This is a genomic window from Nostoc sp. (assembly GCF_036917975.1).
Taxonomy (GTDB): domain Bacteria; phylum Cyanobacteriota; class Cyanobacteriia; order Cyanobacteriales; family Nostocaceae; genus Nostoc.
The window spans coordinates 602,687-615,945 of record NZ_JBALEJ010000024.1 but is presented as its reverse complement, the minus strand read 5'-3'; the positions used below and the strand labels follow the sequence as shown (position 1 = coordinate 615,945).

Here is a 13,259-nt window from a genome sequence, read left to right as displayed (position 1 = left end):
CAGAGGTCAGAGCGGGATTTGAACCCGCGCTAATCGGTTTTGCAGACCAACGCCTTACCAACTTGGCTACCTGACCATTTGGGAGTCCCGACGAGATTTGCACTCGCAATCTTCAGCTTGAGAGGCTGACGGCTTAAACTATTCGCCTACAGGACTGCAACCAGGGTGACGGGACTTGAACCCGCAACATTTCCGCAGACAACGGAACGCTCTAGCCAATTGAGCTACACCCCGATTTTTTGGAATCTGTGCCTAAACTTTGAGGTTTTTAGGCACAGATTTTGTTGGTGAACTTGCCCATTTCTTATTTAGTTTTCAAGGTTCAGAAAATTTACTTTTAACTGTTAGAAACTGTTAGGAAAACAACCGAAACTCTAGGTAGCAAGCCTGTTGTGTATTACGGATGTATTCAGTGGTTTTGATGAGTGCAAAATTAGAACTTTTTTCGTTGATTGCCTCTACTGCCGATGGTTTGCAAGTAGGAGCAGCTTTGCTGACTAAGGATTATGGTTTGTTTCAACGCTTTTCCTTTAGTTCTATGTAGAAGATAACTTTGACTCTTGGGAAGCTTGTCTTTTGCTTCACTACAGATATACTACAAAATACTACAAGAGGTGTCAAGGGGTTTTAGAAAGTTTTTTTGAAATTGTCTAGAAAAGCTTCTGCACTTAGATTTGAACTTGCTAAACCCTCTGAAAAGTCAAACTACAGCTTATGATTGGGTGAGTCTTTAAAAGCCTGACGTGACAGACAACTACCTCAAGCGACAAAAAATAATTAGTGTTGTCGCGATCGCCTCTAGTATTACAGCTTGTAGTATTGCTCCAGGCACCTCCCCACAATCGGGGTTGAACCAGCCGGTAAGCAAAAACCATACTGCACTTCAAGATCCAGCGAAGGGGCAAATTAATGCCCAGCTACCGCCATCAGCCAAAGTAGAAAACCCTACTTTTACAGTCCCAGCGAAATTTCAGGGAAAAACAGTTTATAAGGTGCAACCCAGCAACAACGAAAAGGTTATTGCTTTAAGCATTGATGATGGCCCCTGGCCAAAGACAACTCTAGAAATGCTGGACATCCTGAAGCAAAATGATGTTAAAGCGACATTCTTTTGGGTAGGACAAGCTTTACAAGCAAATCCCGACCTAGCCAAGCGTGAAGTAGCCGAGGGACACGCCATCGGCAACCATACTTGGCATCATTGGTATCGGCGAATGGATGAAGCCACAGCCAAGAGTGAAATCGATCGCACATCTGATTTGATATACAAAACTACAGGAGTCAAAACGGCTCTGTTTCGTCCTCCTGGAGGCGTTTTAAACAACGGACTAGCCGCTTACGCTAAAAGCCAGAAAGACGCTGTAATTATGTGGTCGCTAACTTCAGCTGATACCGATCCTCACGCCAAACCGCAGGCATTTGTAAATAATGTCCTGAAAGGCGCGAAACCTGGTTTTATTGTTTTAATGCATGATGGTGGTGGCGATCGCCGCAGAACTGTAGAAGCTTTGCCACAAATCATCAGTGGACTAAAACAACAAGGCTATCGATTTGTGACAATTCCTGAACTGCTGCAAATGAAGGAATGACTTACCTGATTTTAGATTTTAAATTTGGGATTTTGGATTATTTAATCCAAAATCCCAAAAGGTCTGTTCGCACAGGCGAGAACAAATCTAAAATCCAAAATCCAAAATTGAGTCACCCGACTATTTTGTTTATTCGCTCAGGACAGAAGCACAAGATTGAGCTTCCTGCCAAAGTTTGTGCAAAAAGAACTCAGCGCGATCGCTCATAGCGGTGACAAACACACCTACAGAACCCTTAGAACTATCTGATAGCCAAGAACCGCGCAGGGTGACTTCCAGATATTCGGCATCGCAGGCACAGAGGGCAATGATTTCTCTGTCATCTCTTTTTACCTCAGCCCTGAGTACTTCTACTCCTGGTAAATCAACAGGAAGCAAAAAGGAAGCGGTACTGGGTTCAATGCACAAACTTTGCCCAACTCGCAGGGCTAAAATCACTCGCTGCGCTACCCATTCTTCTAGCGACAGAGTGACACATTCCAAATCAAAACTGCTTTCAGTGTAAGTTAATTTCAGCATTCCTTATGCTCTCCTGTTATTCCAGGTTTGCTTGCATATCTATCCAAAACTGTTCAGCAAAAGAAATCGCGGGGTGAATTGGCGCTTTTGGTTTGGTACGCAGTTGCATACCAGCTTCAAACAGGGTGCGATCGCCTTTACGGGAGTTACATCTTTCACAAGCTGCGACTACGTTATCCCAAGTGTGAGAACCGCCTTTAGAACGCGGCATCACATGATCTAGCGTTAGATGTTTACCGCTACCGCAATATTGGCAACTGTGATGATCTCGTCGCAACACTTCCCGCCGATTCACTGGCGGAACTTTCCACATCCGCTCATTGGAAGTGATTGTCAAGCGAATGTGTTTTGGTACATCAATTACCAAATTGGGTGAGTGAACTTGCCAGCCGCCTTCTGTGGTAAAACCCAACGGTTGCGCCTTATTGGTTACTAACAGCACAATCGCCCGCTTAATATTGACCCGACATAGTGGCAAGTAATTTTGGGAAAACACCACCACAGATTGCTCCAACACTTGCATTGCGTTCGCGCCGCGCATGGAAGATATCGTCACAGCTTAACTCCTTATAAAAAAACCCCCGCTTCAAGTTTTCGGTGAAGCGGGGGCTAGAATTGACCGGAAAATTTTCTGGTCTTATATCGGTACAGGATTCCTTTGTCTGTACCCCCCGCTTTGTTCATCTAGTTGTGGTTTTGCAATTAGTGCAATAATGCTGAGATATTTATAATCATCATTACCTTCTGTGATTTGCCCATGATTCCGGCTACCATCGCCCATAAATAAATACTCCACTTCCATAGCGGCTGATTCCCAACTGGCTCGGCAATTGGTGGCGCACAAAATTGAAGTAGAGGTGGGGTAAATGGATTTCACAGAAAATTTCACCTATTGAACATTCCTTTAAACATACTACACTTGTATTACTATCCTGTCTATACCTTTAAGGAGAAAAACTGATGCATACGATCGCCCGCACCCCAACCACTGATATGGAAGTTACCAGCATCCGCCTAGAGAGGGAACTCAAAGATAAGCTCAAAGAAATCGCTGGGAATCAGGGATATCAAGCTCTAATTCGAGATATCCTTTGGAATTATGTCCAGCAAAAATCAGGTGAGTGGAAGCCTAGATTTTCGCGATCCGACATTCGAGCTAGCATAGCTGCCACAGCCCAGCAAGAAGAACGCTGTGTACTAACAGGTCAACTAATTCAACCCCAACAACCGATGTTGCTAGGACTGACGAGGAACGGCGATATGGTTCCTCTGAGTGTCGAGAGCTTGGCTGGATAGTTTTTTATATTCAAATGAATGCAGCCCTGTTATTTTTACTAATAACTGGGCTGCATTCAAAATTTGGACTGGGGACTGGGGATTAGGTACTGGGGAGACAATAGTAACTACTCACTCATCACTCATTACTCATCACTCAATATTTTACTGAGAGTTACGGAGATCAACGAGTAGCTTGTTAAACCTACTAGATTTTAAAAAAATGTAATAAAACTTTATAAATCCAGTTACGTAATTTCACGTGATGTAAAGGGTAATTTTGCTGAAATTCCAGAGAAATTACGGTTTGTGTATACTTACGGACAGGATAAGGTTAGTAAATTATTTCCAGATAGAGCAGTTAAAAATAAGCTCACTGAAGCATTTATAGGATATCTTAAATATTCTATTACTTATCTAACATTGTAGCAATTTTCTTGATACAGGGAAAATTTGGGCATCTGAGATAGAAAAGGGCTATAACAGGTGAGAGAAAGTATTCACACAAAATTTGTCAATTATCAAGGTGTAGCAACACAACTAAAGGTGAAGAATATGCCAATAGGTTGGGTGCAAGAACAATGGAGTTATTATCCAAGGGCGTGCCAAGAATGAAGAAGCCTTTATCATCGCCGCCACATTACGTAGATGACATAGATCGACTACAACCTTACCAAGTCAAGTTGATGCAGCATCAGGAAGAACGTGCCCGCCAGTTGGTACAAAAAATTAACCAAATCATTGCTAATAGCTCCGCTACGGCATTGATGCTGCAAGAGATTGCTCAATTACTAGGAGTTGCTTTTCAAGTAGATTGCTGCTGCTTGGTTTCAGTGGCGGATGAAACATCCGACGAAGCAACTACTATTACGACGACTACTACTAATTGGTGTGGTGATGAGTATCTAGGGTTGCCACACCCAGAAGAAATGTTTTCGATGGAACAGTTACTTATGCACTCGCCAGTGTTGCAATGTGCTGCCCAACCATTGACTATTGAAGACATTTCCATCATTCAGAACAGTCTGGTAATTGGTTGTCAATATTTACCACTACCGATAAAAGCAGTTTTGGCAATCCCCACTCGGTTTGGTGGCAATAATAATGGAGTGATTAATCTGATTAAATTCCAACCTTATGAATGGAGTGAATCAGAAAAAGAATTGCTTAAAGAAGTGGAGTCGGCTTGCGCGATCGCTTTTTCTAGGGTGGCACAAGCTCAATTAATTGCTCATCAAGAGCAGTACGTGCAAAAGAGCAAGCAGCATCAAAGCTTGATTCAGCAACTGACCGTATTAAGTCGTAGCAACTTGGAGCTTAATCAAATGCTTCAGTTAGTTATCGCCTCGACTGCTGAATCTCTACAGGCAGATCGGGGTTTGCTCATATTACTGAAATATACAGATCCACTATTTAGGACTCAAGCTAAAAAACAAATTCCCAAAGCAAGAGCTACGGTGATTGGTGAATGGGCTAGGGAAGCACAAAGTTCCCGCACTAGTAAACCAGACACCTTAGCTCAGTCTTTCTTGATTTCAGAGTGTGGTTTATGCCAGCGTGCCTTCATGGATTCTGGAAAACCAGTAATCTTCGATGACTATACAGACCAAAACGAAACCTTGACAGCGGCCCCATTATTTGCCATAGAGGAATTGCCTGCGGTACTTTTAGTGCCATTAGAGAGTCAAGGTAAAATCTTAGGATTCTTGGTGCTACAGCAATCTGTGATTCGCAATTGGCAACCAGCAGAATTAAATCTTGTGGAAATGGTTTGCGCTCAAATGAGTAACGCCATAATTCAGTCACAGACATTGCGCCAAGTGCAAACTTTGGTAGATGATCGGACGGCGAAACTCCAGAGTAGTATAGAACTTCAGGCAAAATTGCATGAAAAAACACGACAATATGTCGATCAGTTGCAAAAACTTAATGAACTCAAAGATGAATTTTTGAGTAACATGAGCGATCGCCTACGCTACCCCTTGACAAATATGCTGATGTCAATTCGCAACTTGCGTTTGCCAGGAATAGCACCAGAGCGTCAAGCTAGATATCTGGATATCCTTGAGCAAGAATGTTCCAAGGAAATCAACTTGATTAATGACTTGTTGACACTCCAGAAACTAGAGTCGCCTCACGAAGCCCCGCTATTACAATCTATAGATTTAAATACTAGAATCCAAGATATAGCAGCATCTTTTGAAAAAAAACTTGCAGAGAAGGGATTAAGGATTTCTGTAGATTTACCAGAAGATTCGCTAAAACTGCAAACAGAACTGGAGAGTTTTGACCGCATCCTGCAAGAATTATTAACGAATGCCTGTAAATACTCAGAGCAGGATACAATAGTCCGCCTGGAAGCGGCTCACCGAGTCGATCAACAAATCGATCAAGTTATCATAAAGGTGACGAATATAGGACGCGCCATCTCTGAAGAAGAAGCAACCTATATTTTTGACAAGTTCCGTCGCGGAAAAGGGCGCTGGACTCCAGGGACAGGCTTGGGACTTGCTCTAGTCAAGTCTTTAGTGCAGCATTTGAATGGAGCGATCGCAGTTGAAAGTCTCCCCATCTCGGATTCTGAACAAAGCGAAATTTGCTTCACCCTGACTCTGCCCCAATTTTCTGATGAAAGCAAACCATAATTCTGAAAGTGACTAAAAAACAGAACACAACAGAGAACCCTGATTTGCAGTCTCCCAGTGATGACACCGACCTAGAAAGGGATTTGCTTGCTCAGGTAGAAATTCAAATTGAGAAAATAGCAGAGCGACAGCGGCAAATTAGTGCTAAAGTCCAAATTCCCCATCCAGTGGAGCAAATCTGGAAGGTTCTGACAAATTATGAAGCTTTACCAGACTTCCTCCCCAACCTCGCCAAGAGTTGCCTAATCGAGCATCCCAATGGTGGGATTCGACTGGAGCAAGTAGGCTCCCAACGCTTACTGAATTTCAACTTTTGTGCGCGAGTAGTTCTGGATTTGGAAGAATGCTTCCCCAAAGCAATTAATTTCCGCATGGTAGAGGGAGATTTTAAAGGCTTTTCTGGTAGCTGGTGCTTAGAGCCTTATTCCTTCGGTGAGTATATAGGAACAAATTTGTCCTACACAATTCAAGTTTGGCCTAAACTCACTATGCCAGTGGGAATTATTGAAAATCGCCTGAGTAAAGATTTGCGGTTAAATCTTCTAGCTATTCACCAACGTGTAGAAAAACTAGCCAGCAAAGAACCGTATGTATAACAGTTAAACCATCATTCAGGAGTATTACTGGATGATGGTTTTTATCGTTTAACTTCAAACAAAAAGCTTTTGCTTTTTATTGTTTTTAAGTACCCCCAGGGGAATTCGAATCCCCGTTACCTCCGTGAAAGGGAGGTGTCCTAGGCCTCTAGACGATGGGGGCATCAGACTCAGACCTTTTATAAGTTAACCAATTTCCTGGCAGTTGTCAACAGGTTTTGCCAAAAAAAGTTTGTGACAGCTAAACTGGGTGGAGGCAAAAGCTTGAAAGAGGATACAAGGATATGGAGAAACAAAAAGAAGTTCGTAGATGCTGCTACGGTCAGCCGCAGAGTGTGTCAGTTAAGGACGCTGGCGATTTAGGAGGATATACAAATCGAAAAAACGCTCAAGACAGCAAGGAACAAAGGGTATGATGTTGTACCCTGTAGAGTTAATATCTACGGTTTTTTACAAAAGATTTTGAAATAAATCGCTCAAAATCTACAACATGGAAGCATCTTTTGAAATTACCATACAGATGGCGATCGCTGTCTTTGCAGGCATTAGCGCCCAAGTGCTAGCCGCATACCTTCGTGTACCCAGCATCGTCTTGTTATTGCTGTTGGGCATCTTGTTTGGCTCTGATGGCATCGGGCTATTGCATCCCCATTCGCTAGGCACTGGACTAGAAGTTATTGTCGCCCTCGCAACGGCAATAATTTTGTTTGAAGGCGGACTTAACTTGGATCTACGAGAATTAGGCAGAGTTTCAGTCAGCCTGCAATTGCTTGTCACTCAAGGAACGCTGATCACATTACTTGGTGGGAGTATGGCAGCCCACTGGCTGGGGGAATTTCCCTGGAACATAGCTTTTCTCTACGCTTCCATAGTTGTGGTGACAGGCCCCACCGTCGTTGGCCCTTTGCTTAAACAAATTAATGTCGATCGGCAAGTAGCAACACTTTTGGAAGGGGAAGGGGTTTTAATTGACCCTGTAGGGGCTATCCTCGCCTTCGTTGTCCTCGATACGATTTTGAACGGCGATGCTAACCCCATTAAGGCGATCGTTGGTTTATTGATGCGTTTGGGTGTTGGTGCAGCAATTGGTGGTGCTGGCGGTTATCTGATGAGTTTAATTTTCAAACGCGCCAGTTTTCTGTCGTTTGAACTAAAAAATTTAGTGGTGTTGGCGATACTTTGGAGCCTGTTTACCTTATCGCAAATGATCCGCAGTGAATCGGGAGTAATGACAACAGTAGTTGCAGGAGCAGTATTTGCGAACTCCTCAGTCCCAGAAGAACGTCTTTTACGGAGTTTTAAGGGTCAGCTAACAATTCTCAGCGTCTCGGTGCTATTTATCTTATTAGCTGCTGACCTATCTATTGCTAGTGTGTTTGCTTTGGGTTGGGGTAGTTTATTCACTGTTTTGGTACTAATGTTTGTCGTTCGCCCGATTAATATTCTCTTGTGTACTTGGAACAGTGATCTAAACTGGCGACAAAAATTATTTTTAAGCTGGGTTGCGCCAAGAGGAATTGTTGCTGCTTCTGTCGCTTCTTTTTTTGCGATTTCGCTGACACAGCGCGGCATTAACGGCGGTGATTCCATCAAAGCTCTGGTATTCCTGACAATTATCATGACTGTTGTCTGCCAAGGGCTAACAGCTGGTTGGGTTGCTAAATGGCTGCAAATCACCTCTAAAGATGCAATTGGGGCAGTAATTGTGGGTTGTAATCCCTTGAGTCTTTTGATTGCCCGGTTTTTTCAAGAACGGGGAGAAAATGTGGTGATGATTGATACTGACCCCGAATGTCTTGTACAAGCTGAGGCGCAAAATCTTCGGGTGATTGCCAGCAGTGCCCTAGATGCTGCTGTTTTGGAAGAGGCTGGACTTGCCTCTATGGGTACTTTTTTAGCGATGACGAGTAATGGTGAGGTGAACTTTGTTTTGGCTCAACGAGCCGCAGAGGAGTTTAATCCGCCGCGTGTCTTAGCTGTTTTCCCCCGCGATCCGCAGGCGAGTACTTCGGTTAGTAATAAAGTTAATCAAGCTTTTATCCCAGACTTAGCTATTAAAACTTGGAATGAATATCTGAATGATGGGCGAGTTAAATTGGGGACAACCACGCTGAATGAGTCGGAATTTTCTACTCAATCCGATCGCATCCAAGAAAAGATTCGGACTGGGGTGTTGATACCGCTATTGATAGAACGAGAAGAACGCTTACAGGTAATGCCAGCTAACCAAGATTGGGAAATTGGCGATCGCATTATTTACCTGTTATACGACCCCAGACCTAGCCTTTTAAAACGTTTATCTGGTGCCACTCAATCCACTCCCCTCTCTTTAGAAAAGTTACCGGAGGTTGAAGACCTATCCCTCGCTCAATTTTAGATTTTAGATTTTAGATTTTTCCTTCAATCTAAAATCCAAAATTCAAATCCCCTCTCTTTAGAAAATTTAGCGGAGGTTGAAGACTTGTCCCTCGCTCAATTTTAGATTTTAGATTTTAGATTTTAGATTTTTCCTTCAATCTAAAATCCAAAATTCAAATCCCCTCTCTTTAGAAAATTTAGTGGAGGTTGAAGACTTGTCCCTCGCTCAATTTTAGATTTTAGATTTTAGATTTTAGATTTTTCCTTCAATCTAAAATCCAAAATTCAAAATCTAAAATTAAATGGCTTCTAACTCAACTTCCGATTCCTGCCAGAGTAAAGCAGAGAAATGCACTATGGCCAGAATTAGGGTAGCCACCGAAATCAGATAACTGTGTATTGTGTAAAGGTGTTCGACGGTAACTGTGTTAATGGCTCCACCGCCGGTTAGGATGTCGCGCAGTTGGCTACCAATGAAAGGAATAGCTTCGATGGTTCCTAGCTCAATGTTAAAACGCCAGTATCCTTCCTGAGTCCAATCTAAAATCATTGCTGTCCAATCCAGCCCGATCGCACTTAAGGTTAACAGAATCCCACTAATCCAAGCTGTGAGCCAACTCTGGCGAAATTGCCTACCTAAAAACATCACCACAATTTGAATTAAGGCGATCGCAATTAACGCGTTCCCAGCAATGTTATGCGCTCTCCAAAACAACCAGCCGTATGGCAATTGTGTATTAATCATCTTTAAGGAGTTATAAGCCCCGCCTGCTGTCGGTTCATAGTAAAAAGACAGCAGAACTCCGCTAGATACATAAATTAAACACAGAGTCAATATCACGACTGATAATATCGTCGCTATTCGTCGCAAAATCTGATCGAACTGGGTGCTTTGCATAGTTCACCCCTCCTGTTCTTAACTAAGTATTTATTCTTATTACAATTTTAGCTAAGAAATATTAATAAATGTTGCGTTTATCAGAAAAAGATAAAGTTTTTTAAATCTGATATCTTGCGCCATTCTCGATGAGCCAACTAGCCCGCCTCGCACTCAAAGTACAAGGCTAATAGCCCAAGTCCACTTTAAGTGGACTAAAACCGTTAGCTACAAGCAAGAGTAATTCATTACTATGCGATTGCTGGAACTAGTACAATACGGCGTAAATAAACCAACCATTCAAAATCAATGAAACGCTTACGCTGTATTCATTTTGAATTTTGAATTTTGAATTTTGAATTCCGCCTTGCGGTACTAGTGCAAGATATCAGTTAAATCAAATATTGCACCCAAGCTTTTAAGGGTTCTGGTGAGCCATACCAAATCCCAGGACTTCTGGGAGAATGCCTGACACCTTCAATCACCAGATTTTCTGCCCCTTCTAAATGAGCCGCTTCGATAGGGGTGATTCCATCTCCCCAAGTGTTACCCTCACCACAGGTTAATTGGTAGCTGCTGTAAGCTAACCAACTACCAGGCCGCCTTTGGCCAAAGATAGTTTTGCCAGCCACACAAATGTAACAAACGTTTTTGTGAAAGGCTCCTGGGTAGTTATTGGTGACAAAATCTAGGTTGAAGCGCGTCCAGCGTTCTTGGCTAATGTGAGGTGTACCCAAGGTGATGAGATTAGCAACCAGGGGATGTCCTTTCCAGAGAAATGGTTTGACACCACCGCGTCCCAAATAGGGTTTTTCTCCCATGTAGATGCGGGATATCCAACCTCCGGCTGAGTGACCAATTAAGTTAACTTGAGTAGCATTATATTCCTGCAATGTATGCTTGATTGTGCGATCAAGTTGTTGCAAAATAGGTGTTATCGGTCTTCCTCCCAGAGTGGGGAGCCAGTCACGCCGTCGCAGTGGTACTGTAACGGTGGGGAAGTTTAATTCTTGTAAAGATTGTTCTAGTTGGCGATAAGCGATCGCACTTTCTAGATATCCAGGTAAAATAACTGTCGGTAACGGCATTTTAAATTTTGGATGCAGTGATTGTGGGTTTGAACTTTTTGACCGAAGAAGTAGTTATGATTCAAGAGCTAGAATTGCGATCGTCTGACCGACTCCTTTGATAGAAACCCAAATAGCTCTGGTGGGGTTTAGAACGAGAATGCTCATAAAATTGTACAATTTGCAACAGTTTTAGGGGCTGCCGATGTGGTAGTATTTTTACATAGGGACTAGTCTTGGATAAGCAAGTGTGCCATCTGTTACAGAAGCGTAGTTGACTGGAAACCAGTATAAATAACAAGGCAACATCTGCTGAAGTTGTAATTTACCCAGATTTGTGCGTTTACTTAAACTTTATAAATATCCCAGATATTAATTTTAATTAGGTTTAATTGGGTGCGTCATAACAATAAGAAATCAAAAGTGTAATTTTTCAAATATCTCTTTAGCAAGTTCAAATTTTGAAGATTATGATACAGCGTCATTGATTAATTAAAAACTTGAATAAATGGCAATTTTGGCGTTTTGATTGCCAGCAGAGGAAGTTACTATTTCCTTAGAGGAACGCATCTCTTACAAGACTACAAGACATTAAAATATAGTCGGAAAGAGAAAATCGCTAGTCAACTGCAACTGAGTCGAGTGAACGATAACAGCCATGTCTTACGTCTCCCTGCTGAAAAACATACCAGAAATCTTAAGCCAACCAATTGGGATAGCAGCGATCGCATCCCTTGGTATTCACGGTGCGATCGCCATGATTGTGCCATTGATGCCTATGGAGTCTAACAAGCCCAAAGAAATAGCATCATCCAAAACAGTCGGACTTTTGGAATTGAGCCAAGCCGACCAAAACCGTTTGCCCCAAACCACGCCCCAAGTTGCTTTACAACAATTTCCTCCAGTAGCACCACTTTCAGCACCGAACTTTAGCCCCCAAGCTGGATTAACCCCATTAGCGCCACCGCCATCCAGCCAATTCGTACTGCCTCCGCTCCCCGCATCATCGAATAACTATTCAGTGTCATCCTTGCCTACAAGGCAATCCTTGCGGATGATTCCTAGTGATAATTTACGATTTGATGCCTCTAAATTTGACAGTTCTAGATACAATACCAGAGCCAAATTTTCTCCGTCGGTTCCTCGTGTCAATAATATTATTGCCAGCAATAATATTGCCAGTAATAATATTGCCAGCAATTATGAGCCATCTAAGCCGCTAGCTCTAAATAGATTGCCAGAATTGCAGTCACAGAAAATATCGGATGATATTCTGCGGAATCCCCAATCTCCAACATTCTCTAACACTACCCCTATTGCACCAGCACAGGGAAATATGACTTCGCCAATGACGCAACCAGTTAATAATGCGTCTAGAATTGCTCAAAACCCCCTGATAAATTCTCTAAAACAAGCGCCAAGAAATGGGGCTACTTTAATCGGGAGTAGGGGAATCACACCCCAGACACCTGATTTATCGGTGAAAGGAACTCAGCAGGCGATCGCACAGCTAGACTCCTACGCAAACCTGAGAAAAGAAGTCCAGCAACAATACCCCAACGCTGAACAAAAACCAGTCATTCGCCAAACATTACCCACAGATCGGCCGAATCTTCAAGGTGCCGTTTTGGGTGTATTGGTTGTAGATCCTGATGGTAAGGTCTTAGATATCAAGTTTCAAGACAAGCTAATTTCCCCGGAATTGCAACTAAAAGCAAGAGAATACTTCAACAGGCAATCCCCTAAGGGAGATAAACAGATTAGTTCTTATCCCTTTAACCTACGTTTCCAAAACAGCACTAACAATACCAGTGAGACTACTCAAGAGCAAAAGCCCTCGTTATTATCTACACCAGGAATAAATAACAATCAGCTTACGCCTTTACCAGCCGCTACTTCTAAACCGTTACCTGATTTGCGAATCAAAGATAACCAGCCTACGTCCTTACCGACAGGTATTCTGAAACCATTAGCTACACCAGGACTCAATGACAATCAACCTGAGTTATCACCGGCAGCTACTCCCAAACCATTATCTGAACTGAAAATCAAAAATAACCAGTCCATGCCTTCATCGGCAGCTACTAATTCCGAAGCCTTATTGCTGCCAAGGGTCAATAATGGTCTGGCGACACCCTCGGTTGAATCCGAGCAAAAATTAGTAGAAGTATTACGTCAAGTGAAGGAAAACAGAGAAAAGTCTAATCCAGACGAATAATCATCCGCTCGTGATTTTGGATAAAAAACTCCATCCCGCAAGTGGGGTGGAGTTTTTTATTTTTGGAGTAAAAATATCTGTTGGGTTGCGCTCCGCTCCACCCAACCTACGTATT

At 42.7% G+C, this 13,259-nt stretch carries 13 protein-coding genes and 4 tRNA genes; 8 read left to right on the top strand and 9 right to left on the bottom strand.

Annotation, left to right across the window (positions count from 1 at the left end):
* Positions 1-3: 3 nt before the first annotated feature.
* From V7K76_RS11145 to V7K76_RS11135, 3 genes are all read right to left on the bottom strand, one after another.
* Positions 4-76, bottom strand: a tRNA-Cys gene (locus V7K76_RS11145).
* Between the two features lie 3 nt (positions 77-79).
* Positions 80-156 (bottom strand) — tRNA-Glu (locus V7K76_RS11140).
* A 4-nt stretch (positions 157-160) separates the two neighbouring features.
* A tRNA-Asp gene (locus V7K76_RS11135) sits at positions 161-234 on the bottom strand.
* 187 nt (positions 235-421) lie between these two features.
* On the opposite strand from V7K76_RS11135, the gene V7K76_RS11130 reads away from it, so the two are divergent.
* The gene (locus tag V7K76_RS11130; RefSeq protein WP_334775122.1) at positions 422-544 is read left to right on the top strand and encodes a hypothetical protein; all 123 of its coding nucleotides are present in this window, start codon (positions 422-424) and stop codon (positions 542-544) included.
* A gap of 199 nt (positions 545-743) precedes the next feature.
* The gene (locus tag V7K76_RS11125) at positions 744-1,589 is read left to right on the top strand and encodes a polysaccharide deacetylase family protein (protein ID WP_334775123.1); all 846 of its coding nucleotides are present in this window, start codon (positions 744-746) and stop codon (positions 1,587-1,589) included.
* 129 nt (positions 1,590-1,718) lie between these two features.
* On the opposite strand, the gene V7K76_RS11120 is transcribed toward V7K76_RS11125, so the two are convergent.
* The 3 genes from V7K76_RS11120 to V7K76_RS11110 form a co-directional block, all read right to left on the bottom strand.
* The gene (locus tag V7K76_RS11120) at positions 1,719-2,108 is read right to left on the bottom strand and encodes an alr0857 family protein (protein WP_334775124.1); all 390 of its coding nucleotides are present in this window, start codon (positions 2,106-2,108) and stop codon (positions 1,719-1,721) included.
* Between the two features lie 16 nt (positions 2,109-2,124).
* Positions 2,125-2,631: an HNH endonuclease gene (locus V7K76_RS11115; RefSeq protein ID WP_292851445.1), complete on the bottom strand. Its 507-nt coding sequence runs from the start codon at positions 2,629-2,631 to the stop codon at positions 2,125-2,127.
* A 114-nt stretch (positions 2,632-2,745) separates the two neighbouring features.
* Positions 2,746-2,997: a hypothetical protein gene (locus V7K76_RS11110; RefSeq protein ID WP_334710690.1), complete on the bottom strand. Its 252-nt coding sequence runs from the start codon at positions 2,995-2,997 to the stop codon at positions 2,746-2,748.
* A gap of 71 nt (positions 2,998-3,068) precedes the next feature.
* Here V7K76_RS11110 and V7K76_RS11105 point away from each other — a divergent pair, with 71 nt between their 5' ends.
* From V7K76_RS11105 to V7K76_RS11095, 3 genes are all read left to right on the top strand, one after another.
* The gene (locus V7K76_RS11105; protein ID WP_096535028.1) at positions 3,069-3,404 is read left to right on the top strand and encodes a hypothetical protein; all 336 of its coding nucleotides are present in this window, start codon (positions 3,069-3,071) and stop codon (positions 3,402-3,404) included.
* A gap of 590 nt (positions 3,405-3,994) precedes the next feature.
* Entirely contained in the window at positions 3,995-6,028 is a 2,034-nt protein-coding gene (locus V7K76_RS11100) for a sensor histidine kinase (RefSeq protein WP_334952965.1), read from the top strand.
* An 8-nt stretch (positions 6,029-6,036) separates the two neighbouring features.
* Positions 6,037-6,624 (top strand): SRPBCC family protein, encoded by a 588-nt coding sequence (locus V7K76_RS11095; protein WP_334775126.1) that lies wholly within the window; start codon positions 6,037-6,039, stop codon positions 6,622-6,624.
* 90 nt (positions 6,625-6,714) lie between these two features.
* On the opposite strand, the gene V7K76_RS11090 is transcribed toward V7K76_RS11095, so the two are convergent.
* A tRNA-Glu gene (locus tag V7K76_RS11090) sits at positions 6,715-6,787 on the bottom strand.
* A 121-nt stretch (positions 6,788-6,908) separates the two neighbouring features.
* Here V7K76_RS11090 and V7K76_RS11085 point away from each other — a divergent pair.
* Together V7K76_RS11085 and V7K76_RS11080 are read left to right on the top strand one after the other, a co-directional pair.
* Positions 6,909-7,040 (top strand): hypothetical protein, encoded by a 132-nt coding sequence (locus tag V7K76_RS11085; RefSeq protein WP_334952968.1) that lies wholly within the window; start codon positions 6,909-6,911, stop codon positions 7,038-7,040.
* A 74-nt stretch (positions 7,041-7,114) separates the two neighbouring features.
* Positions 7,115-9,001: a cation:proton antiporter gene (locus V7K76_RS11080; protein WP_334775127.1), complete on the top strand. Its 1,887-nt coding sequence runs from the start codon at positions 7,115-7,117 to the stop codon at positions 8,999-9,001.
* A gap of 279 nt (positions 9,002-9,280) precedes the next feature.
* On the opposite strand, the gene V7K76_RS11075 is transcribed toward V7K76_RS11080, so the two are convergent.
* Both V7K76_RS11075 and V7K76_RS11070 read right to left on the bottom strand, forming a co-directional pair.
* Entirely contained in the window at positions 9,281-9,880 is a 600-nt protein-coding gene (locus V7K76_RS11075) for a cytochrome b N-terminal domain-containing protein (protein WP_334775872.1), read from the bottom strand.
* Between the two features lie 371 nt (positions 9,881-10,251).
* A complete protein-coding gene (locus tag V7K76_RS11070) occupies positions 10,252-10,947 on the bottom strand; it encodes an esterase/lipase family protein (RefSeq protein ID WP_335029776.1) in 696 nt (231 codons plus the stop codon).
* Positions 10,948-11,584: 637 nt separating this feature from the next.
* Between V7K76_RS11070 and V7K76_RS11065 the strand changes: the two genes are divergently transcribed.
* Positions 11,585-13,144, top strand: coding sequence for a hypothetical protein (locus tag V7K76_RS11065; protein ID WP_334775874.1), 1,560 nt, complete (start codon positions 11,585-11,587; stop codon positions 13,142-13,144).
* Positions 13,145-13,259 lie beyond the last annotated feature (115 nt).